We start from the raw sequence: 22411 nt of genomic DNA on the forward strand, positions 1-22411 counted from the left end.
AAGAAAATTACTAAAAAGTAAACCGCTGTAAAAGATTACTTACAGCGGTTTCTTTATTTATGATTGTATATAATATTCGAATCGATATTTCTTAGTCCGCCAATTTCTTTAACTTTTTGAAATGCTCGATCACAGCCAGATAATTCTGATCCAGACAGGCATCAAATTTATTCCAGAGATCCCCCAGTACAACAGCCCCTCCAAATCCGAAATCTTTTATTTCTAGTAGATTATCTTCATTAATACCTCCAAGTGCCATTACTTTTGAGTCAATGATCTTAGCTTTCTGTGCCTCACGAAGTTCTTCTGCCGTATAAGTAGAATAGTAATTAACCTTCGAAATACTATCGTAAATGGGACTCATGAAAACGTAATCATAGAAATGCTTTCTGTTCTTCACCTCTTCTACGGAATGGCAGGAACAACTGACGTGTCCGGCATAATCATGCGGCTCGCTCGGGTTGCGTGCATTCAGGTGGATACCCATCAGATTGAACTCTTCTTTCAGATAAAAATGTTCGTGTGTCACAATGCGGCGATGATATTTTTCCGGAATCAGCGTCAGTAATCGTTCGGAATACATGGCCGGTGTCTCAGGTTTTCTGAGATGTAGAATATCCAGTCCCTCCTCGAAAAGAGCGGTAATAATCTTATCTTCTTCAACGAAGAACGTGGGCGTGGTAACTACAATTAGTTTCATTTCCTTTGTAAAGTTGTAAAGTTTAGCAAAGTTACTAATTAACTATTTCAGAAACCAACGTTTATAGTGAAAATTTGTTAGATTGCAATGTACGCAAGTCAATAGTCCATAGTTTACCCGATAATACTTCGCCAAAACCACAGATAATTTTCAGCACTTCCGTTGCTTCGATGCTTCCTGTTACCGCAGGAGTAATGCCCATTACACCTTTGGGAGGCGGGGGCATTCGTCTCATTTCTTCTTCATCCGGATATAAGTCCCGATAACTTTTTTTCTCTTCTCCGTAATGGAAAACGGATACCTGACCTTCAAAGCCGCAGATTGCTCCATAGACATACACTTTCCCCATTTCCGCACAGATGTCATTGATAAGATAACGGGTAGAGAAATTGTCGCAGCCATCTACTACTATATCATACTGACTGATAATTTCCTGTGCGTTTTCCTCTGTCAAACGGGTTGGATAAGTCCGGATAGTTATCTCGCTGTTAAGTGCGGAAAGTCGTTCGGCGGCACATATTGCCTTGGGTTTACCTAATTCTTTCTCCGAATAGAGCACTTGCCGTTGCAGATTACTGATACTGACTACATCGTCGTCTACCAATCCAATGCAGCCTACTCCTGCTCCGGTCAGATAGAGGGCTATGGGAGAGCCTAGCCCTCCCACGCCTACAATAAGAACCTTTGCTTGCTTCAGTTTCTGCTGACCGTCTTCTCCGATTTCGGGAAGGAGCATTTGCCTGTCGTACCGCATCGTTTTATCTTTTAAAGTCAAAAGACTGGTCCCAATCCTTCCAGACCGGTTCACGTCCTAATTTCCTCAGGTCGCGTTCCACTTCTACCGCTTTCCGTTCGTCACTCACGTGGAACTGCTCCAGCGTTTGCGGGTAGCTGTAATATCCGCCCGGTTCTGTTTTGCTTTCGGCACTCATGGTTGTCACGCCCAGTGTTGCCATGTGATTTCGTATCTTGGCGCTTTCACGGGTAGAATAGGAGATGTCTACATCGTGGTCGAAGATTCGCATGGCGAAAGTAAGCTGTGCAAGTTCCCGGTCGTTCATGATAACGTTGGGTTGGAAGCCATCGTTTTCGGATGGACGCATACGGGGGAAATTGACGCTGTATTTGGTCTTCCAGTAGTGCTTCTGTAGGTAGCGGAGGTGGTAAGCCATCATTGTCACATCCGTCCGCCATTCCTCCAGACCGATCAGGACACCCATGCCGATCTTATGGACACCGGCCTGTCCCATACGGTCGAAACCATTGACACGCCATTCGAATTTGGACTTCATGCCTCGCGGGTGATACTTTTTATAGTTCGCCTTATGGTAAGTTTCCTGAAAGCAGATGACTCCGTTCAGCCCGTGATGGGTGAGTTCTTTGTATTCTTCCGCTTTGAGGGGCATCACTTCAATCTGAAGGTTGCTGAAATAAGGTTTTGCCAGGTCGAGAGCACGGGCAATGTAAGGTACACCTGCTGCTGCCGGATTTTCACCCGTCACGAGTAAAAGATTCTCAAAAGGAGCCAGCCGTTTGATTGCTTTGTATTCGTTGACGATTTCCTCCTCCGTCAGAATCGTTCTTTTCATCGGATTACTGATATGGAAACCGCAATAGACGCAGGAGTTGGTGCATGAATTGGTGATATAGAGCGGCACAAACATAGAGATTGTTTTGCCGAACCGCTCCATCGTATATTTCTGGCTGAGGCGGGCCATCACTTCCAGATAGGGAGTGGCGGCAGGTGAGATCAATGCCATAAAATCGTTGACATCCAGATGCTCTTTTTTGCCTAATGCACGGCGCACATCGGCATCTGTTTTGGAATAGATGGCTTTTGTCGTCTCTTCCCAGGATATTTTTTCTAATTCGTCTGAGAACATTTTAATTAATTGAAAGTTGAAAATTAAAAAGAAATGAGGTTGTGACTTGGTTTGGGGATATTCACAACTCATTATTTATCACTCTTGGCATTTTTCTTCAGATCACGGGATAATCTCATGGCGCAGAAATTTGGTCCGCACATCGTGCAGTATTCTCCGTCAATGTGATGTCCCGCGCGGAAATATCCCTGTGCCCGTTCCGGATCGAGAGACAAGTCGAACTGATCTTTCCAGCGGAACTCGTAACGGGCTTTGCTCAAGGCATTGTCGCGTACCTGTGCTCCCGGATGCCCTTTGGCAAGGTCGGCAGCATGAGCGGCAATCTTATAAGTGATAACCCCTACACGTACGTCTTCTTTATCCGGCAGGGCAAGATGCTCTTTCGGAGTGACATAACAAAGCATAGCTGTACCTAACCAGCCGATTTGAGCAGCTCCGATGGCAGAGGTAATGTGATCGTAGCCAGGAGCGATATCCGTCACTAAAGGGCCGAGTGTATAAAATGGCGCATCATGGCATTTCTCGATCTGACGTTCCATGTTCTCCTTGATTTTATGCATCGGTACGTGTCCCGGACCTTCGATAAATGCCTGCACGTTCTTTTCCCATGCACGAAGTACCAGTTCTCCCATCGTGTCCAGTTCTGCAAACTGTGCTTCGTCGTTGGCATCATGGATAGAGCCCGGACGCAGTCCGTCTCCCAATGATACGGCAACGTCGTATTGAGCCAGAATATCACAGATATCGTCAAAGTGTTCATACAGGAAACTTTCCTGATCGTGCACCAGACACCATTTACTCATGATGCTTCCTCCACGGCTGACAATGCCGCACAGACGTTTATCGGCAAGATGAACATTATGACGGCGGATACCTGCATGAATCGTAAAATAATCTACTCCCTGTTCGCATTGTTCGATCAGTGTGTCCCGATAGATTTCCCAGTTAAGGTCTTCCACTACGCCATTCACTTTCTCAAGTGCCTGATAGATAGGCACAGTGCCTACCGGTACAGGGCAGTTGCGGATGATCCATTCACGTGTCTCATGAATATTTTCTCCTGTTGAAAGGTCCATCAGCGTATCACCTCCCCATTTGCAGCTCCATAAAGCTTTTTCCACTTCCTCGTCAATGCTGGAAGTGGTGGCAGAGTTTCCGATATTCGTATTGATTTTCACTAGGAAGTTACGGCCGATAATCATCGGTTCGGCTTCCGGATGATTGATGTTGGCAGGCAGCACTGCATGTCCTTCTGCTATTTCTTTACGGACAAATTCGGGAGTAATGTGAGTCTCGATTCCCAGTTCCTCACAGTTCATATTTTCGCGGATCGCCACATATTCCATTTCCGGAGTGATGATTCCTCGTTTGGCGTATGCCATCTGAGTGATGGCTTCTCCCTTTTTGGCACGATAGGGAAGGGCAATGTGTTCAAAGCGGAGATGATCCAGACTTTTGTCATCACGTCTCATTTGTCCGTATTCCGAAGTGATTTCGGGGAGTTGCTCTACGTCACCGCGTCCCACAATCCATTCTTCACGTAAGCGGGGAAGTCCTTTCTTAAGATCAATGCTCATTGACGGGTCACTGAACGGACCGCTGGTGTCATATACATATACTTCCGGATTCGGAGTAGCTATCTTTTCTTCTCCTTCGAAGCTGACACTGGGCACTTGTTCAACTTTCCGCATGGCTACACGGATGTTCGGATAGAGTTTACCCGGCAGATACACTTTCTGAGAACGGGGGAATTTTATTTTTTGTTCCATAGAATTTTATTATCATATCATTAAGAATAGTGAAACAAACACTACTCCCTACTTATTACCTATTACTTATCACCTATTACTTATTCCAAAAATGCAGTTAAAGGTGAACTTGCTTCTGCTATAAAGTTATCAGCCTGCAGACCCAGTCCTGCTTCGTATGCCCGTCTTCCGGCTTCGGTGGCGGCTTTGAAGGCCAACGCCATTTCTACCGGATTGCCTGCTACGGCGATAGCGGTATTTACCAGTACGGCAGAAGCACCCAGTTCCATTGCTTCGGCAGCGTGGCTCGGTGCACCGATTCCGGCATCTACGACAACGGGGATACCGGCCTGTTCGATAATAATCTGCAGGAATTCTTTGGTTTGCAGTCCTTTGTTAGTTCCGATGGGAGCACCCAGCGGCATTACGGTAGCGGCACCGGCTTCTTCCAGTCGTTTGCAGAGCACAGGGTCGGCCTGGCAATAGGGTAATACGATAAAGCCCAGTTTAACAAGCTGTTCTGTAGCCTTTAGGGTTTCGATAGAGTCGGGGAGCAGATAGCGCGGATCCGGATGGATTTCCAGTTTCAGCCAGTTGGTACCAAAAGCTTCACGTGCCATCTGTGCGGCGAAAACAGCTTCTTCCGCATCGCGTACTCCCGATGTGTTGGGTAGCAACTGGATATTCGGATGAATAATATGTTTCAGCATGTCGTCTTCTTTGTCATCCATGTCGATGCGCTTCATGGCTACGGTTACCATTTCAGTGCCCGATGCCAGAATGGCTTGTTCCATTACTTCATTGGAATTGAATTTTCCTGTACCCAGAAAAAGGCGGGAGTCGAACTCACGGCCTGCAATTACTAACTTTTCCACTTTTCAATAAGTTTATTTGATTATACGTTTCATGTTCAAAATCTTTCGTGTTTCCGCTGCCGGATCCTCCGCCCGAAGAATCGTTCCTGAAAGCGCGATTCCGTTCACTCCGGTTTCGAGTATGGCGGGTATATCCTCACGGGTGATTCCTCCGATGGCTACTACCGGAAGTTCGATATTCGCTTCCTTCATCTGAGATAAAATAGCGGTATAACCTTCCAGTCCCAGTACAGGACTCAGGTTTTTCTTTGTAGTGGTAAACCGGAAAGGACCGATGCCGAGGTAATCCGCTCCGGCACGGTAGTGCTGTACGACATCTTCGAATGTATTTGCCGTACCTCCGATAATAAATGCTTCTCCAAGTAATTGTCGTGCCTGATCTATCGGCATGTCTTTTTTGCCCAGATGCACTCCGTCCACTTCCAGCTTTTTGGCAAGTTCGACGTGGTCATCCAGAAGTAAGATCGCTTCTTTTTCTTTGCAGAGCGGCTTTAGTTGGAGGGCAACAGCTTCCACCTCTTCACACGGAGCTTCCTTCATGCGTAGCTGAATCCACTTACATCCTCCTTCAAGTGCCATGAGTGCCGATTCGAAATAAGTATACCGATCGGTCTGGTGGGTGATAAATTGTAGACTGACCATACTTTTACCCTCCACAAGCCGCTTTGATGACCACGAGGTTATCATTCTCCTGTAACGCGAATTTCTCCCATTCGGAACGTGGAATCATTTTGTTGTTTACGGCAATAGCGATGCCTTGTACCGGAAGTTCCAGTTGGGCAGCCAGTTGTGTAAGGGTAGAAGCAGGAGTCATTTCCACCTCTTTGTTGTTAACTTGTACTTTCATTGTCCTATCAGTATTAATAAGTTGAAAGTAAATACAAAGAGCGTGCTTATATAGAAAGGCGATAAGAAAGAAACACAATCCCTACGTCAGTGCTAACTGCCTCAGGTTCCTAGGGTATAATCTCAGCCCCTCTTTGGGGGCACCCCTTTGTCTTTACGGGAGCAAAGTAAGCGAAAAAGAAACAAAGATTCATCAAATTATCCGTTTTTTTTTCATTTTTCTTCCGATTCCCGCTTTTTGATGGGATGAGAAAAGACAAACCGTGCTCCGTTCTTATAATTCTTGTCAATCCAGATATCGCCTCCCATGCGTTGTATGGTCAGTTTGCAAATCGCCAGTCCCAAGCCTGTTCCCTGCACAAATTCGTTGAGCTTCTCAAAACGCTGGAATACCAGTTCCTGCTTGTCTTCGGGGATGCCCGCGCCTGTATCGGTCACAGAGAACAGCATACACTGGTCTTCTTCGTCTATTTCATAATCCAGCGTGATACTTCCGCCGTCGGGAGTAAACTTCAGGGCATTGTTCAGTAAGTTGATGATCACCTGCTGCAAACGTAGCGGATCGGTATAGAGCATATAAGGCTCTTTCGGCATCTGAAGCCTGACATCTATATCTCTTGTCCGGTTCTTTCTGGTCAGTGTGATCATGTTCTGGCAATGATTTACCAGTTCGCACCATTCATACTTGAACAGCAGTTTGCCTGATTCCAGACGTGATACATCCAGTACATCACTGATCAGTTGCAATAACAATTCGGAATTAGTCTGGATGATATCCGCATATTCCTTCTGCTCGTCCGTTGTTTCCACGGTATCGATCAGCAGGCTGGAAAAGCCGACAATGGCGTTCAGCGGTGTCCGTATTTCGTGGCTCATATTTGATACGAAGGCACTTTTCAGTTGATTGGCTTCTTCGGCACGCTCTTTGGCATGACGTAGTGCAATTTCCGATAATTCCAGTTTCTTTTTATCTTCCCTTAGTTGGGCTGTAGTCTTCTCAAGGTGATTCTTTAAGATTTTTGTCCGGTAATAATAATACAGTGAGATAAACAGTCCGCCTATCAGTACAAGGAAGGTAAACAGGATGAATTGCACTTCCGTCCGATATGCCTGAAAGAAAGGCACCTGTTGGTTGATGATAAGTGAATTGAAAGGTAGTTTCTTGTCCTGAAATCCCCATTCATGCAGTTTGTTGGCATCAAATTTGTATCTGTTGGGCAACAAATGAATGTGGCCGACATTGTTTTTCCCCTTGTCCAGAAATTGATAAGCCTGTTCTCCCATGCTTCTCCCTATTCCGTCGTATTGGGGGATATATCCTCCGATTGCCCAATAACCGATGGCGGTAGCAGTCAGGCTGAAAACAGGCAACTCTGGATTCGCTTTGGAGAAAGCATATACAGAGTTGTTCATATACGTTATGCCCCGATTGTCAATTCTCCAGATACCCAGTAGTGCAACCGAATTTTTGGGGACATCGCGTAGTTGTTTGGCGGCAGCATCAAGGGTGTGGATACGGCCGTCAATATAGGTCGTCGATATTTCCGGATAGCGTTTCATATTCTTTTTTACCCACGCTTGTTCGGCAAGTCCGTTGTAGGTGTTGTCCGAGATGAACACTAAATGCTCCATATCCGGATAAAAGCTTCGCATCATTTCTATGTCCTTATCGATATCATATTCATATGTGTTACAGTATATTATATTGTATTTGTTCATTCTTTCCGTTAAGTCGATACTCTGAGGTTCATAAGTCCGTATATCAATAGAGTCTTCCGGAATACGGATGCCGTTGCGCGATGCCATAGCGCAAAATACGGGCAGTTGTCTGTACTTCTCGTCTTCGAGGTGCAGGAAACTGCTCCACGCTTCGCCACCCAGCAGGATAACCAGCTTGGCGTTCGGATGTTTGTCCAGAATGTTGGTAAGTCTTTTTTTCCATTTTCTGGATTGATTGAGGTCGGTAACATTCATGTTTTCTACGATGGTGGAATACTTGCCACCCAGTTGGCGGTACGTTTCTACGAACGTGTTGATATTATCGTAGGTATATTTAGTATCGGAATTATAGGACGTCACGAAAAGAATCTCCTCTTCCGGTTCTTCCGGAATAGCCGCATTGCCTGTAAAGGAGAATAAAAGAAAGGAAATAACGTAGACAATGCGCCATTTTTTATTTTTTAGCTGAAGTGTCATAATTGTCTGTTTTGATTTTCGGCTATTGCAAAAATACAAATTATGCCTTTGAAATACAATAGATAGTTTAGTTTTTTATGCTAGAAAAAAGGCCGCTGTGAAATTCACAACGACCTTTTCAATAGTATAGTTTAGCTTAATTTTAATGAGTCCGGTTACATTCGTTTTTCTACCACATCCCAGTCGATGATGTTCCACAGGGCGTTTACGTGGTCGGCGCGGCGGTTCTGGTAGTCCAGGTAGTAGGAGTGTTCCCACACATCAAAACCCAGAAGTGGTTTCAGTCCGGCGCGTACAGGGTTACTGCCGTTTCCTTCTTTGGTGATATGCAGTTTACCGTTCTTGTCTACTGACAGCCAGGCCCATCCTGAACCGAACAATCCGACTGCTGCTGCATTGAATTCTTTCTTGAAGTTTTCAAAGCTGCCGAAATCACGTTTGATGGCTTCTCCCAGTTTGCCTGCCGGTTCCTTTTTCGAAGGTTTCGGAGCGAATTGGAGGAAATATAAATTGTGATTCAGCACTTGGCCGGCGTTGTTGAAGATAGCTCCATCGGGAGCGGTGGCAACGATTTCTTCTACCGTTTTGCCTTCATATTCTGTTCCGGGCACAAGGCTATTCAGATTATTTACATATGTTTGCAGATGTTTTCCGTAATGGAAATCTATCGTTTGCTGACTGATTACAGGTTCCAGCGCATTGTTTGCGTAAGGAAGTTTAGGCATTTCGTAAGTCATGGTCATAATTATTAAAGACATTAATATAGTATTCATATTGTCAAAACTTTAAATGGTTTTGTTATACTATAATAACAGCCATAGTTCGCAAAAGGTTCACGGTATTTTATTTTTATTTATAAATGTACTGTATACGTTCCACTTGCTGCGGGTTGTCATAGCTGGTGCGGCATATCCATTGTCCCGTATTGTCATATTCGTAATAGGAGTCACCGTCGATCCGGTTTCCGTACTCGTCGTACAGGCAGGTCAGGCAGCCGGACGTCTTCTGGCTGTTGCCGAAGATACGTTGGTAGACGATGCGGGTGAGGTATCCGTATTTATCATATTCATACAGTTCTTTTTGCGAGAGAATCTGGTTGGGCGAATTGACAAAGAGCATATTCTGATGCTGAGATTCGGTCATTCTGCCTTTGTCATCATATTTGTTGACTGTATATCCCTCCATTTCCCCGTTCTTGTTGTACTCTTTGGTTTCCGTCAGTAATCCCTGCTTGTTGTAGCTGCTGACGGTATATCTGCCGTCCATGTATTTTAGGGAATCGCTTTCGATGCTTCCGTCGATACCGATGCGGCGTGCACGGCGGTAGAAGTCCGTTTTGGTTTTCGGATTAGTCTTCACTTCGAAGATGCAGTGGCCTTGCGGGTCGTACAGCCTGCTGGTTTGCACCTCGTTGATGGGTTGCCCGTTCTTTTCAGTCACGGATAATGTGGTGGTAAGCTGCCCCTTGTCATTGTAGGTGTAGCTGGTCGTAATATTGCCGGTGCTGTCGGTCTCGCAGCACTTTATCAATCGTCCTTGAGTGTAATATTTTACAGTAGTCGGGGTGGAAACGATGGCTTGCAGGATAAATGGAGCACGCAAATTCTTTGCCTGGTCACGAAATTCCTTATACTTGTGTGTTTTGAGGAATTCCTGCAATAAACCGAGCGATTCGGAGTTGACTATTGCCGGTTTCAGAAGCTCGAAGTCTGCCTTTTCACTGAGATATTCAAGATCGTTCAGGTGAGTCCGTGCACCGGTGGACAGATAAGGTGTGTTCTTATAATCATCGATAATCTGCCGGATGGCGGTGGCATTTCCTTCTTTTTTCAGGCTGTCGATACGTTGGAACAGGAAATCATCGTATAAGGTACGGACCTCGGCAAGATAGGGGCGCGGACCTCTGTCTTGATAATACTTCTGCATTTCGGGGTCTTCAAAGAAGGCTTTGAAGTTTGCAGGAGTCGGGGCCGTCTTCACCAGTTGGTAGAGCCGTACGTTTTCGGAGGCGTTGACTTGTGCGATAAATTTGCCGTTGGGATACTCCTTGACGTAAGTCTGGTAAATGATGGGAGTGGGGGCTTTGAGCATTCCTTCCAGCAGCGCCACCTCGCGGATGTTCTGCAGCCGTTGCAGCATGGCGGAGTCAACCGGATATTCGGTGGCGTGAATGCTGTCCAGCAGTGCCCGGCTGAAAGGAATTTTATCTTTCGAGGCCTCCAGCAGGTTGATAATGGACTGGTCCGCCTTGTCCCGTATCTGAGAAAGCGGAATCTTTTCCCCTTCACAGATACTGGGGAAGTTATTTTGGGCGGCTTTCTCGTAGCAGCCGAAATAGAGGGTGGCTGCCTGTTCGCTCTGTCCGTTCCACAGGTCGTTGAGGACGTCCATCAATGATAAATCTTCGGCATAGTACGCCTTTGTTTCGTCATCCAGTTTTTCCCTGTTCTTCTGCCATTTGTCGGCGTCATTGTCGTTCAGATACCTCAGCAGCTTTTCCATGCGGCTTTGCTTTTGTGCCATTGCTTGCTGTGGTATGCAGGCGACAAGGCACAAACATAAAATAAATGATAAAAATATACTCTTTTTCATTGCTTTGAGTGATTAGGTTAAATAGTTAGTGATGAAAATTCATAAAAATATCTTCATTGTCAAATGAATGTTATACTTTTGTCGTATTGAAACAAATTTGAACGCCAAGGGTTTGTTAAAAATCCTCATTGTTTTTATAATGCTGTTATGAATACCAACTATATAGAGGAATTAAATGAGAGTCAGTGTGCAGCAGTGACTTATAACGACGGGCCTTCGCTGGTGATAGCCGGTGCAGGTTCGGGAAAGACACGTGTGTTGACTTATAAAATTGCCTATCTGCTGGAAAACGGCTATCAACCGTGGAACATCCTCGCACTGACCTTTACCAATAAGGCGGCGCGTGAGATGAAAGATCGTATAGCCCGTCAGGTGGGCATGGAGCGGGCACGTTATTTGTGGATGGGTACCTTCCATTCTGTCTTTTCCCGTATTCTCCGTGCCGAAGCAAAGTATATCGGATTCACTTCCCAATTTACTATTTATGATTCGGCGGATAGTAAAAGTCTGATCCGTTCCATCATCAAGGAGATGGGACTGGACGAAAAGACATATAAGCCGGGGATGGTGCAGGCCCGCATTTCGAGTGCCAAAAACCATTTGGTTTCTCCTACGGGATATGCCGCCAACAAAGAAGCGTATGAAGGAGATATGGCAGCCAAAGTGCCCGCTGTCCGTGAAATATATACCCGTTACTGGGAAAGATGCCGTCAGGCGGGAGCTATGGATTTCGATGATCTGCTGGTGTATACGTATATTCTGTTCCGCGACTTTCCGGAAGTGCTGGCCCGTTATAGGGAGCAGTTCCGTTATGTGCTGGTGGACGAGTATCAGGATACGAATTATGCCCAGCATAGCATCGTACTCCAGTTGACGAAAGAAAATCAGCGTGTTTGTGTGGTAGGCGATGATGCGCAGAGTATTTACTCTTTCCGTGGAGCGGATATTGATAATATCCTTTATTTCACGAAGGTTTATCCTAACACGAAAGTCTTTAAACTGGAGCAGAATTATCGTTCTACGCAAACCATTGTCTGTGCTGCCAACAGTCTGATCGAAAAGAATGAACGTCAGATTCGGAAAGAAGTATTCTCTGAAAAAGAACGGGGCGAACCGATTGGCGTGTTTCAGGCTTACAGTGATGTGGAAGAAGGGGATATCGTAGCCAATAAGATAGCTGAACTGCGTCGGGAACATAGTTACGGCTATGCTGATTTTGCCATATTATACCGTACGAATGCGCAGAGCCGTGTTTTCGAGGAGGCTCTTCGGAAACGGAGTATGCCCTATAAAATCTATGGCGGACTTTCATTCTACCAGCGTAAGGAGATTAAGGACGTCATTGCTTACTTCCGCTTGGTAGTGAACCCGAATGATGAAGAAGCATTCAAGCGAATCATTAATTATCCTGCCCGTGGCATCGGTGATACGACAGTTGGAAAAATCATCTCCGCTGCCACTGAAAATGGTGTCAGTCTTTGGGCGGCGCTTTGCGAACCATTGAGCTACGGGCTGAACATTAATAAAGGTACGCACACCAAACTGCAAGGTTTCCGTGAACTGATAGAAGGCTTTATGACCGATCAGGTGGACAAGAGTGCGTATGAGATAGGAACGGATATTATCCGCCGGTCCGGCATCATCAATGATGTCTGTCAGGATACTTCGCCGGAGAATCTGAGTCGTAAGGAAAACATTGAGGAATTGGTGAATGGTATGAATGATTTCTGCGCGTTGCGGCAGGAAGAAGGCAACCCGAATATTTCTCTGACAGATTTCCTTTCGGAGATTGCCTTGCTTACTGATCAGGACTCGGACAAAGCGGATGATGGAGAAAAGATAACGTTGATGACCGTTCATTCGGCCAAGGGGCTGGAGTTCAAAAACGTATTCGTAGTGGGGCTGGAAGAAAACCTTTTCCCTAGTGGTATGGTGGGCGATTCTCCGCGTGCTCTGGAAGAGGAGCGCCGTTTGTTCTACGTGGCCATTACCCGTGCCGAAGAACATTGTTATATTTCTTTTGCCAAGACCCGTTTCCGTTATGGAAAGATGGAGTTTGGAAGTCCCAGCCGTTTCTTGCGCGATATCGATGTGAATTATTTGCGGTTGCCGCATGAGGCGGGAGTCAGCCGGTCGGTAGACGAAGGTGCGGGGCGTTTCCGCAGGGAGATCGAAGGTGGATTTACACGTGCGGCATCTCCTACACGAACGCCTTATGGTACTAAATTTTCTGATCGTGAACGTCCGAAGGCTCAGGTGATTGCGCCCACTGTGCCGAAGAATTTGAAGAAGGTCAGTGCGGTGAGTGGAAGCAGTATACGGTCGGCTTCAGCCGGCTCGGCATCTGTAACAGGAGTACAGGCGGGGCAGATGATAGAACACGAACGTTTCGGCTTGGGCGAAGTGATCAGGGTAGAAGGAACGGGTGATAATGCAAAAGCAACGATTCATTTTAAAAATGCAGGGGACAAGCAACTATTGTTGCGTTTTGCACGTTTTAAAGTGATAGAGTAATCATAGTAAAATTAGAGATGATCATGAGGAAACAACTAACTGTAATTCTGCTTTCTGCTCTGATATTGAGCGGATGTGCATCGGGACGTATGGGAAATCCCGGAGCAATTGTAGGTGGTGCTGCAATTGGGGGAAGTCTGGGAAGTTCGATAGGCGGACTTATCGGAGATAATAATCGTGGCTGGAGGGGCGGATATCGCGGCTCTGCCATTGGAAATATTGTTGGCACCATTGCCGGTGCAGCGATAGGGAATGCGCTGACTGCTCCGAAACCGGACCCGATAGAGGAATATGCTTACGTTCCGGAAGTCAGACAAGGGCAGTCTCACTCTAAGTTTAAACCTCGGACACAGACTCAGCAGCAACTGACTCAGTTGAAACTGCGCAAGATTCGCTTTATTGACGATAACCGTAATCATGCGATAGACGGGGGAGAAAGCAGCAAGATCATCTTTGAAATCATGAATGAAGGACGGAATCCGGTTTATGACGTGGTTCCTATTGTAGAGACGGTCGGGAAAGTGAAACATATCGGCATTTCTCCTACTGTAATGATAGAAGAAATTCTTCCGGGTGAGGGTATCCGCTATACGGCTACAGTCTATGCCGGAAGTAAGCTGAAAGATGGTGAAGTGACTTTCCGCGTAGCGGTGTCCGATGAGAATGGGGTAATCTGTGATTCTCAGGAGTTTACGCTGCCTACACAGCGGGCGGACTAGGACAAGAATAGCTCAAAATATTCGATTTGTTATAGTGACAGTATGTGCTCGGGATAGTGACACTATCCTTGGCACATACTGTCACTATGTTAATGGGATGGTGACACTATCCCAATACAATAGTCCGGTGCAGTCATTACACAATAAAATGAAGTATCGGTTTCATCTACACAGAAGCATTCTATATGAGTATCTGGCAAAATTTTACGTATCGGTTTTCCTTCCCAGTCGAAAACCCAAATCTCGCTGTTTAGAGTTTCTTTTTGTTCTTCGTGCATCCGATTGGTGTTTGGGTTATACAGTACATAAACATAGTTATTGGAAACGGCAATGCCTCGTGCTCCCAGTTCGGCATCAGGATTATCACTTTCCGCATACACACCGTCTGGGCTTGAATTGAACTGATAATGATAGGGTGCTAACAATAGTCTTTTATGGAGCGTTAATGTTTCCGGCTTATAGTCCCATAGCTCAAGTACATTATTGGTAGCACATGCCAGACGTTTCCGGTCGGTGTTGTAACCGAATTGTGATTGATGAAACATACCTTTAGCCGTATTGGGTATGTTTTCTTCTCCACTTTGATAGTTCGGGAAGTCGCCGCATTTGGATATAACATTGCCGTCATTATCTAAAATAAGGAATCTGCAATCTTCAAAAACACCGGACGCTATAAAGCGTGATTCGCTTATCGGATAGACTCTGTCAATGCTCATGGGCAGGTGTATCAACTCTCCTTGTCGCTGGATGGAAAAGTCTTTCGTGTTGAATATATAGTTTTGCGCTGTGAAGTGCCATCGATTGTGTATGAAGGCAGACGAATCAGACAGAAAGAATTCGACAGGGCTTAAAAATTCATCAGGTCCTTGTCCTTGTGGCAGCATTTGATTTACAAAGCGTTGTTCACTAAGACTATAGCAGTATAAAAGGCTGTCTCCTTTAAAATCACCGGCATATAAGATATCTCCTTTCTTTTTTATATCCATTGGAATGGAGATAAAGGTTTCCTTCAAAGCGGTAGATTTAGCAGTTGTGCTTTCGCTAAAGGATACTCTTTTTTGTGATTCACTACAACTGAACAATGGCAATGCCAAAGTAAACAATAGAATGATGTTTTTAGATTTCATTTTGTTTTGCTTTATTTTGTACTATAACTACAAAGATAACGTATGTGTTTTGAAAAACAAGGATATTGAAGAGAAATAGGGCTAAAATATTTATAGTGAGAACATAATAATATAATTGGCATTCGGTAATTACCATATATTGTGTTAACTTTGTGATTTATTTGATGGTAATTGTAGTTGCGTTTTTGCTAAAGGGTATATTTATTGCCATAAATAGTATTGATCCACATACCAAAGAACTTGTCGGTAACCGAATATACTTTATTGATTTCTGTAATAATGTCTTTTTCAAGCAGTTTTTTAGTTGCGGACTGTACAGAACTTGCGGATGTCAGACTGTATCGTTTGATAAATTTCGCTGATGTGACGTTTTCTGCTTCACCTACTTTGGCAATGGCATAAAGCAATTCCTTCTGCTTTTCGGGAATATTAGATAAGATTTCCCGAAAGATTGTATCATTATATGCAATAAGGTTATCTATAGCTGTTTTGATAATTTCCAGTGTACATTCTTTCCCTTTCGGTGTATCTGCAAAAGCTTCATTGAATGTTTTTTGAATATAAAAGGTATGTCCTTTGAATAGCCGATATACTTTTTCTATATTTTCGATTTCAATATGCCGTTTTCTTTTTTGGAAATGGTCTGCGATAAATGGTATATAGATTTCCGGTACAATGGCTTTCAGTTCCAAAATATCGGCACTGTGGTAGAATGGACGGGATGAAGATAGAAACATTTCCTGCATCATATGCCGTTCACTTCCGGCAAAGATGAAGTTACTGTTTTCTATTGTCTGTATGTGTGTGCGTAGTAATGCTTCTATATTCTTCTCGGGATATTTAGCAATTTGTTGAAACTCGTCGATGGCAACAATACAAGGTTTGTCTGCTGCTATCAGACATTGAAATATTTCTTCCAGTGTATATTCGGGTCGATCAATATCTCCCAGTTCCAGATTGAAAGTAGGTAGATTGGTCAGCGGGTCAAATCCGAATTTACCATTGATTGATTTAACTGTCTGGATAAACAGGCTTGCCATTTTCTTACTGCGGGGCAATAGTGTTTCATAAATTTCTTTGCCAAGCAGATAAGTGAATTCTCTTAAGCTTGATGTATGGAGTATGTCAATGAAGAAAGTATAATATTCTTCTTTTATTTCAGGTTTCTCATAACAGAAACGGATTAGTCCCGTTTTACCCATTCTTCTGGGTGAGATAATGACAAGGTTATTGCCATTGGTTAATGATTTAACCAGCCTCTCTGATTCTTTCACGCGATCGCAGAAGTACTCGGGTTCTATTTTTCCAGTTACTATAAATGGGTTAATTTCTTTAGTCATACCTGTTTCAATTTTCCGTAAAGGTAGTTATTTGAATAGAATTATGCAAATCGAATAATGTTAATAAAGTACCTAGTCTTGTTTTATTCTTATCGGATATTGAATATTGTTAACAAACTTATTCTTTTTGCCTTTTTATGGTCCGTTTCTTTAAAACCAAAGGCCCGTTGGTTTTAAAGAAACGGGGTCTTGGTTTTAAAGGAACGCCCTTTTGGTTTTAAAGGAAAAATGACGATTTGTATATTGTTGATAATCAAAGGTTTGGGAAATTCTGTTTTCACTCTTGTTAAATAGTAAAATATTTATATAAGTATAGCTTAATAAATAAGAGTTTTAATGCTACAATATTTATATTATGAATATTTGTTTGACTACAAAGTGGCTTTTCTTCTATTGAACTATATCTTTTTTAGATGAGAAACCTTAAATCGTTGCGAAATATGTTATCTTTGTAGTGCAAAACAACATAAAGTAAAACAAAATGAGACCTAAAAGCATAATTCTGTTATCTGTTATTGCTTCTGTCGAAGGAATTATATATGATATAAAATGATGATTATGAAAAACAAAATATTATTAATGATAATTATTGTCCTCTTTATAGGAGGATATGGTGTATTCTTTTCTCTAGTTAATGCGAAGCCTATTTCCGATTTAGCATTAACTTATGAATTAGGAAATTGTGACAAAGATTCTCCAGGTAACTGTTGTCTTAATAGTAGAATTGGTGAAGTGAGAAATATTATATCAAATTAGTGATGATTGGTAGAAATAATAGTTCGTTGATAGGATTGGTACATGTGGGAAGAGTTATTATGATAATTTTTCTAACTATGTCATCCTGTCAACGACAGGTTTCATGTCATAAAGATGGCATTGAAATCATTGATATTTTGAATAAAGATTGTCCTATACAAATCGACTTGTATGACATTGTAGATAGTATCAAATATATTCCTTTGGAAACAAGTGAATGCTTGTTGAGTGATATTGAATGTATAAAGAATGATGGAAATTTTTACTTTGTAAAAGATTCTAGAGGATTATTTGTTTTTGATGAAGAAGGACATTTTATTAATGAAATAAGTCATAGAGGAATAGGGCCTGATGAATATGTTTATTCGGATAATTTCTATTTAGATCGTGATAATAAGTTAGTATGTCTTATCTGTAATTCAGCGAGAAAGATTTTGCAGTATAGCTATATTGGAACTTACTCTAATACAATTCAATTAAATGCCAAAGATGCTAACATTGAATCTGCTATGATGTGTGGTGAAGGAGAGCTTATTGCGTATTATCCGTTATCCAATGATTATTCTCTAAGCAAAAGTGAATACAGTACATTTAGAATCAAGAATAACTTATTAATTGGCGAAACATTATTAAAAGCAAAAAAAATGGCAACCCAAAATGTACATTATTCTTTTTTGCATTATCCAATAGCGTTATTAGATGATCAATATTTCTTTATATCAGTTTTATCGAATGAGCTTTTTGTATATGAGGAGGGGAAAATTATGTCTAGATATTATCTAAATATGCCGGAAAATGAGCCAAGTGAGAGTTTTATAGAAGAACATAAAGACTTGGGCTTTTTTGAATTGATTGAAACATTGAAAAAAAATAATATAGGTTGGGGAATCACTGCTATTGAATCTTCTTCAGATTATTTATTTATGTCAATTAGTAATAAAAGTACGGTGATTTGGGATAAAAAAAGATCAATTCAAATATCTAGTATTTATGATTCTAATTTGAATCTTTATTCAGATTTGCTTTTACCTGGCGGAGTATCAAATGAGCATTTAGGCTTTTATTCTGCTGATTTTCTCTGCGCTGAAAAAGATCTAATATTGGAAGGTACAGATAAATCTCTTGCTAAATTGGTTGAAACTTTATTAGAAGACGATAATCCTATTGTGTATCAATATTTTTTTAAGAAAAATGCTATAGATATATTAATTGAAAAATATGGGATTTGATTATGACTAGAGGAAAATGCTTTCAGAAGCTAATAACCGTGATTTCCTATTCAGAATAGAAAATATTCTATTATATGAACTTGAATAATAATTTTTATAGTATAAATAGAATAAAGTCGCTCATAATGTTGTATATTGAAAAATAACCACTATCTTTATACAGAATATTATTCACTCAAACAAAATTAGTTAACCCTAAAATCTAGAAAGCGCGAGAAACTATTGAAAGACACAGAAAAACACAGCTTCTTCTATATTGCCGTATTTGGTTATATAACCACAGTATTACCTCATCAGAATGAAAAACTGAAAGCGTATCTTTTCTAAGCTTCTAAACTTTCCTGATTCAATAAAATTGAATGATGGAAAATAGGAAATGTGTTATATTGTCAATAGGAGTCACATTGGCTATCTGTGGAATGTTATGCAGTAGCTTTTGGGGGCGCTATAGTATGTTTGATAACTATTTTCTACTTTTCCCTGTCTCTTTGGGGATATGTTTGGTCACTATAACGGCCATTCTTTCATTTCTTACAAAGAAGAAAATTTTTCAATTATCTGTAGCGGATGTACTAATATCTATTTTAGTGGTTTACTATATCGTTCGATATGATTATGAACTTCAATTAGCCAATTGGAAAATAATGTATGCTATTTTATTATTGATATTATGGTATGCACTAAGGATTCTATTGATGAATGCTACAATATCTCGACCCATTCTCTTTGGTGGCATTGTTGCTATTGGTTGTATGTTGTCTATATGGGGATTATTGCAGCTTTATGGATTGCAACCATCTAATCACAGATTATTTGCCATCACTGGACCTTTTTATAATCCTGGACCTTATTCCGGTTATTTAGCTATGATTTTTCCTATTAATTTAGGTTGTCTGCTCCAGTCTATGGGGAAGACACGATATTTGTGGCTAGTAGCTTTCGCTTTGATGCTATGCATTTTGCCTGCCGGGATGAGTCGTTCGGCATGGTTAGCTTTGTCCTTTAGTAGTCTGTGGGTATTGGTTATACATTTTAAGTGGATCACTAAGGCAAAGTCTTATTTGCAGACGCATTTCTATACTGCTACTTTGCTTTATATAACTGTAGCTATTATTATTGTGTGTGCATCAGTGTTGCTTTATCAGATGAAAGCTGATTCGGCTAATGGCCGATTATTTATATGGAAGACGACGTGTAAAGTAATTGCGAATAAACCGTTGTTAGGGTATGGCCCGGGAACTTTTTCTCATGTATATGGTGAGATGCAATCAACTTATTTTGCATCGGAAAAATATACGGAACAAGAAGAAAGAGTAGCAGGAGCACCTGAATATGCTTTTAATGAATTGTTACAATTATGCGTAGAGGGTGGCATTATTTTGCTGATGCTGTTTTTGATGCTGATAGTTTGGGTAGTCGGTAAAGGAATATCTAATAAAGATTATATCGCTTGTTCCGGCCTTATCTCTTTGCTACTTTTTTCATTATCCTCCTATCCTTTTCAAGTTCTTCCATTTCTAATGATGGGAGTATTATTACTTGTAGTTTGTGTCACTAATCCTAAAGGGATAATAGAGAAGAATGCCTGTATTCCACGAATATGTACTCTATTGTTACTAATATCTATGTTGGCAGGAAATATTTTGTGTCTTTACAAACTATGCAATGTAAATGAACTTTCCCAACGTTTATATTATATAAAGGTATTACAGGATCAATCTTTACAAAAAGAGGCTTCGACAGGATATGGACGGTTATATGACTTCTTTAAACATAACTTTAATTACCTGATGAAATATGCAGGAAATTTATTTGCTCAAAAAAGGTATGATGAAGCGATAGTCATTTTAGAACGTGCAAAATTAGTAAGTTGCCATCCTAGTATTTATACTCTACAAGGACAATGCTATCAGGCTTTAGGAAACTTTGCTGATGCGGAGAAATGCTATAAAGCGGCTGCTTTATTATTGCCAATTCGTATTTATCCTTATTATTTGTTGGCAAAACTTTATGCTGAACCAGACTTTTACCATGAAACGAAAATGAAACAGATGATAAATATTGTATTGACTAAGGAACCTAAGGTATACTCTAAAGCAATACATGAAATGCGCATGGAAATGAATATTTTATTAAATAATCGAATTACTAACTAATTAAAAACTAATCAAAATGAAAAAGAAAATGATTTATGTTGTTGCCGCTCTTGTACTGGGTGCTGTAACTGTGTTTAATGTGAAGACAGTGTTGGAAGCAAATCACGTGTATGATTTGACGATGACTTCCATTGATGCGCTAAGTGAGAATAGTGATGGAGAAAGTGGTGAAAGCGGAGGAAGTACCGGAGATGGAGAAAGTGATACAGGTGCTAATATCACTGACGAAAGGGAATGTCATAATAAGAATGGCTATTGGAATATGGCATTAATATGTACAGATTCGGGGATTGAGAAACTAACTTGCGAAAGAACAGGGGAACTTACGCTTTGGGGATTTACTGTTTTTAAAGTTTCTTATAAGAAAGGAGAAAAATATGAACTTGCATGGGAACGTTGGGCATGTACAACTAGTACAGGAAATTGCTGCTTATCTGATAAACAGGGACTTAGGGTTAGATAACCGTATATATGTATAATAAAATAAGTACTATGAAACAGAAAGTCTATATGATAATGCTTTTTTTAAGTAGCATTATTGTAGTATCATGTAATCCTGAAAAAAAAACATCAAGTGAAACAGTCCGTAATCTTAATCCTTCAGAAGAACCTCTGCAAGAGACACCGATTTACAAACACGTAGAAATTATAAAGCTGGAAACGTCTCCAGTTTCCCTGATTAGTAATGTAAATCGAATAGAAATGAATGATTCTATTATATTCGTATCAGAATTTGGAAAATTGTATACATTCACAAGAGAAGGTAAATTTGTATCTCAAATTAGTAGAAAAGGAGAAGGACCGGAAGAATATATTGTCTTAAGCTCGTTTTATATCGACAATAAAAAACAGCAGGTGACAATTATAGATAATTATAAAAATGTATTAATCAATTATGATTTTTATGGGAAATATTTATCCACAGTTTCTGTGCCAGCAGGGTCCTTTCAGAGTTGTCATTACACTTTTTTGACTGAAGACAATCAGTTATTAAGTCATAATATGATGGATATGAATGATACAGAAGCATATTCTTTATTCGATATGCGCAAACAAAGAGTAAAACAGTATTTTTCGTATCAACCGATAACTGTAGGTAATTATATGTATCCTTTTTCTTGGCATCCAATGGCGAGGAGCGGCAAAGACATTGATATAATTATGCCTTTATGCGATACAATATACACTTATTCAGCAGCAACATCTTCTTTCGAACCGAAATACATAATAGAAACACCTCAAAAAATGATTCCTAAGGAGAAAATAAGAAAAAATACACCTTCCTATACTGAGGATATATGTAAGTTAAGCGAACAAGGATTCTTTACTGGATTTACTGGAATTTTTGAAACCGAAGCGAAAATTTTACTAGAATATAAAGATCAAGGAGTTGTTATGGGATATTTTTTGTTTGATAAATCGTCTAAAGCAGGACATTATTATCTAACTACTTGGAACGAGAAGTATACAACATTACCTTTTTTCAACACTATCTATGCATATAAAAATGTATTTGTAGGATATGCACAACCGAGAGATTTATTGGAACTGGAAAATCTTCAAGACGAAAAAATTCGTGAAAGCATTAAAGATTTGGAGGAAGATGATAATCCATGTTTGATTTTGTATGAACTTAAATAGCAATAGAGATGTGGAAATGTGGAACATTTATATTGTTAACTCTGAATATCTTATTATTGATAGCATTTTATATAATTAATAATGGATAT

Annotated in this window: 19 protein-coding genes and 1 riboswitch; of the genes, 7 read left to right on the plus strand and 12 right to left on the minus strand. The window is 41.2% G+C overall.

Annotation, left to right across the window (positions count from 1 at the left end; all coding sequences use genetic code 11):
- Positions 1-91: 91 nt before the first annotated feature.
- The 10 genes from BT_RS03200 to BT_RS03245 form a co-directional block, all read right to left on the minus strand.
- Positions 92-700 carry a thiamine phosphate synthase gene (locus tag BT_RS03200; RefSeq protein ID WP_008761321.1) on the minus strand — a complete coding sequence of 203 codons (609 nt, stop codon included), beginning with the start codon at positions 698-700 and terminating at the stop codon, positions 92-94.
- Positions 701-761: 61 nt separating this feature from the next.
- Complete coding sequence (locus BT_RS03205) at positions 762-1454, minus strand: HesA/MoeB/ThiF family protein (RefSeq protein ID WP_011107370.1); 693 nt, start codon at positions 1452-1454, stop codon at positions 762-764.
- A gap of 4 nt (positions 1455-1458) precedes the next feature.
- Positions 1459-2583 (minus strand): 2-iminoacetate synthase ThiH, encoded by a 1125-nt coding sequence (thiH, locus tag BT_RS03210; protein ID WP_011107371.1) that lies wholly within the window; start codon positions 2581-2583, stop codon positions 1459-1461.
- Between the two features lie 71 nt (positions 2584-2654).
- Positions 2655-4352 carry a phosphomethylpyrimidine synthase ThiC gene (gene thiC / locus BT_RS03215; protein WP_011107372.1) on the minus strand — a complete coding sequence of 566 codons (1698 nt, stop codon included), beginning with the start codon at positions 4350-4352 and terminating at the stop codon, positions 2655-2657.
- 80 nt (positions 4353-4432) lie between these two features.
- Positions 4433-5206 carry a thiazole synthase gene (locus BT_RS03220; protein WP_011107373.1) on the minus strand — a complete coding sequence of 258 codons (774 nt, stop codon included), beginning with the start codon at positions 5204-5206 and terminating at the stop codon, positions 4433-4435.
- A 12-nt stretch (positions 5207-5218) separates the two neighbouring features.
- Complete coding sequence (locus BT_RS03225) at positions 5219-5848, minus strand: thiamine phosphate synthase (RefSeq protein ID WP_011107374.1); 630 nt, start codon at positions 5846-5848, stop codon at positions 5219-5221.
- Between the two features lie 4 nt (positions 5849-5852).
- Positions 5853-6053 carry a sulfur carrier protein ThiS gene (gene thiS, locus BT_RS03230; protein WP_008765536.1) on the minus strand — a complete coding sequence of 67 codons (201 nt, stop codon included), beginning with the start codon at positions 6051-6053 and terminating at the stop codon, positions 5853-5855.
- Between the two features lie 61 nt (positions 6054-6114).
- Positions 6115-6210: riboswitch (TPP riboswitch) on the minus strand.
- 55 nt (positions 6211-6265) lie between these two features.
- Complete coding sequence (locus tag BT_RS03235) at positions 6266-8248, minus strand: sensor histidine kinase (protein ID WP_011107375.1); 1983 nt, start codon at positions 8246-8248, stop codon at positions 6266-6268.
- A gap of 155 nt (positions 8249-8403) precedes the next feature.
- The gene (locus BT_RS03240; RefSeq protein ID WP_008761328.1) at positions 8404-9021 is read right to left on the minus strand and encodes a superoxide dismutase; all 618 of its coding nucleotides are present in this window, start codon (positions 9019-9021) and stop codon (positions 8404-8406) included.
- A gap of 76 nt (positions 9022-9097) precedes the next feature.
- Positions 9098-10840 (minus strand): RHS repeat protein, encoded by a 1743-nt coding sequence (locus BT_RS03245; RefSeq protein WP_011107377.1) that lies wholly within the window; start codon positions 10838-10840, stop codon positions 9098-9100.
- Between the two features lie 147 nt (positions 10841-10987).
- On the opposite strand from BT_RS03245, the gene BT_RS03250 reads away from it, so the two are divergent.
- Both BT_RS03250 and BT_RS03255 read left to right on the plus strand, forming a co-directional pair.
- A complete protein-coding gene (locus BT_RS03250; RefSeq protein WP_011107378.1) occupies positions 10988-13354 on the plus strand; it encodes an ATP-dependent helicase in 2367 nt (788 codons plus the stop codon).
- Positions 13355-13377: 23 nt separating this feature from the next.
- Positions 13378-14073, plus strand: coding sequence for a hypothetical protein (locus BT_RS03255; protein ID WP_011107379.1), 696 nt, complete (start codon positions 13378-13380; stop codon positions 14071-14073).
- Between the two features lie 89 nt (positions 14074-14162).
- Here the strand turns inward: BT_RS03255 and BT_RS03260 are convergent, their stop codons facing one another.
- Positions 14163-15200 carry a TolB-like 6-bladed beta-propeller domain-containing protein gene (locus BT_RS03260; protein ID WP_011107380.1) on the minus strand — a complete coding sequence of 346 codons (1038 nt, stop codon included), beginning with the start codon at positions 15198-15200 and terminating at the stop codon, positions 14163-14165.
- A gap of 188 nt (positions 15201-15388) precedes the next feature.
- Positions 15389-16540 carry an AAA family ATPase gene (locus BT_RS03265; protein ID WP_011107381.1) on the minus strand — a complete coding sequence of 384 codons (1152 nt, stop codon included), beginning with the start codon at positions 16538-16540 and terminating at the stop codon, positions 15389-15391.
- A gap of 558 nt (positions 16541-17098) precedes the next feature.
- Here BT_RS03265 and BT_RS03270 point away from each other — a divergent pair.
- From BT_RS03270 to BT_RS03290, 5 genes are all read left to right on the plus strand, one after another.
- The gene (locus BT_RS03270; protein ID WP_143920196.1) at positions 17099-17296 is read left to right on the plus strand and encodes a hypothetical protein; all 198 of its coding nucleotides are present in this window, start codon (positions 17099-17101) and stop codon (positions 17294-17296) included.
- 2 nt (positions 17297-17298) lie between these two features.
- A complete protein-coding gene (locus BT_RS03275; protein WP_011107382.1) occupies positions 17299-18525 on the plus strand; it encodes a 6-bladed beta-propeller in 1227 nt (408 codons plus the stop codon).
- A gap of 452 nt (positions 18526-18977) precedes the next feature.
- A complete protein-coding gene (locus tag BT_RS03280) occupies positions 18978-20681 on the plus strand; it encodes an O-antigen ligase family protein (protein WP_225011954.1) in 1704 nt (567 codons plus the stop codon).
- A 16-nt stretch (positions 20682-20697) separates the two neighbouring features.
- Complete coding sequence (locus tag BT_RS03285) at positions 20698-21144, plus strand: hypothetical protein (protein WP_011107384.1); 447 nt, start codon at positions 20698-20700, stop codon at positions 21142-21144.
- A gap of 29 nt (positions 21145-21173) precedes the next feature.
- Positions 21174-22322, plus strand: coding sequence for a 6-bladed beta-propeller (locus BT_RS03290; RefSeq protein ID WP_011107385.1), 1149 nt, complete (start codon positions 21174-21176; stop codon positions 22320-22322).
- Positions 22323-22411 lie beyond the last annotated feature (89 nt).

Source organism: Bacteroides thetaiotaomicron VPI-5482 (assembly GCF_000011065.1).
Lineage (GTDB): Bacteria > Bacteroidota > Bacteroidia > Bacteroidales > Bacteroidaceae > Bacteroides > Bacteroides thetaiotaomicron.

Excerpts from the sequence above, each read along its gene's own strand:
- BT_RS03225 (WP_011107374.1), bottom strand. The coding sequence starts at position 5,848 with ATGGTCAGTCTACAATTTATCACCCACCAGACCGATCGGTATACTTAT.
- BT_RS03280 (WP_225011954.1), top strand. The coding sequence starts at position 18,978 with ATGTTTGATAACTATTTTCTACTTTTCCCTGTCTCTTTGGGGATATGT.
- BT_RS03205 (WP_011107370.1), bottom strand. The coding sequence starts at position 1,454 with ATGCGGTACGACAGGCAAATGCTCCTTCCCGAAATCGGAGAAGACGGT.
- BT_RS03235 (WP_011107375.1), bottom strand. The coding sequence starts at position 8,248 with ATGACACTTCAGCTAAAAAATAAAAAATGGCGCATTGTCTACGTTATT.
- BT_RS03245 (WP_011107377.1), bottom strand. The coding sequence starts at position 10,840 with ATGAAAAAGAGTATATTTTTATCATTTATTTTATGTTTGTGCCTTGTC.
- thiS (WP_008765536.1), bottom strand. The coding sequence starts at position 6,053 with ATGAAAGTACAAGTTAACAACAAAGAGGTGGAAATGACTCCTGCTTCT.
- BT_RS03255 (WP_011107379.1), top strand. The coding sequence starts at position 13,378 with ATGAGGAAACAACTAACTGTAATTCTGCTTTCTGCTCTGATATTGAGC.
- BT_RS03270 (WP_143920196.1), top strand. The coding sequence starts at position 17,099 with ATGAAAAACAAAATATTATTAATGATAATTATTGTCCTCTTTATAGGA.
- BT_RS03200 (WP_008761321.1), bottom strand. The coding sequence starts at position 700 with ATGAAACTAATTGTAGTTACCACGCCCACGTTCTTCGTTGAAGAAGAT.
- BT_RS03265 (WP_011107381.1), bottom strand. The coding sequence starts at position 16,540 with ATGACTAAAGAAATTAACCCATTTATAGTAACTGGAAAAATAGAACCC.
- BT_RS03240 (WP_008761328.1), bottom strand. The coding sequence starts at position 9,021 with ATGAATACTATATTAATGTCTTTAATAATTATGACCATGACTTACGAA.
- BT_RS03275 (WP_011107382.1), top strand. The coding sequence starts at position 17,299 with ATGATTGGTAGAAATAATAGTTCGTTGATAGGATTGGTACATGTGGGA.
- BT_RS03250 (WP_011107378.1), top strand. The coding sequence starts at position 10,988 with ATGAATACCAACTATATAGAGGAATTAAATGAGAGTCAGTGTGCAGCA.
- thiC (WP_011107372.1), bottom strand. The coding sequence starts at position 4,352 with ATGGAACAAAAAATAAAATTCCCCCGTTCTCAGAAAGTGTATCTGCCG.
- BT_RS03285 (WP_011107384.1), top strand. The coding sequence starts at position 20,698 with ATGAAAAAGAAAATGATTTATGTTGTTGCCGCTCTTGTACTGGGTGCT.
- BT_RS03290 (WP_011107385.1), top strand. The coding sequence starts at position 21,174 with ATGAAACAGAAAGTCTATATGATAATGCTTTTTTTAAGTAGCATTATT.
- BT_RS03260 (WP_011107380.1), bottom strand. The coding sequence starts at position 15,200 with ATGAAATCTAAAAACATCATTCTATTGTTTACTTTGGCATTGCCATTG.
- thiH (WP_011107371.1), bottom strand. The coding sequence starts at position 2,583 with ATGTTCTCAGACGAATTAGAAAAAATATCCTGGGAAGAGACGACAAAA.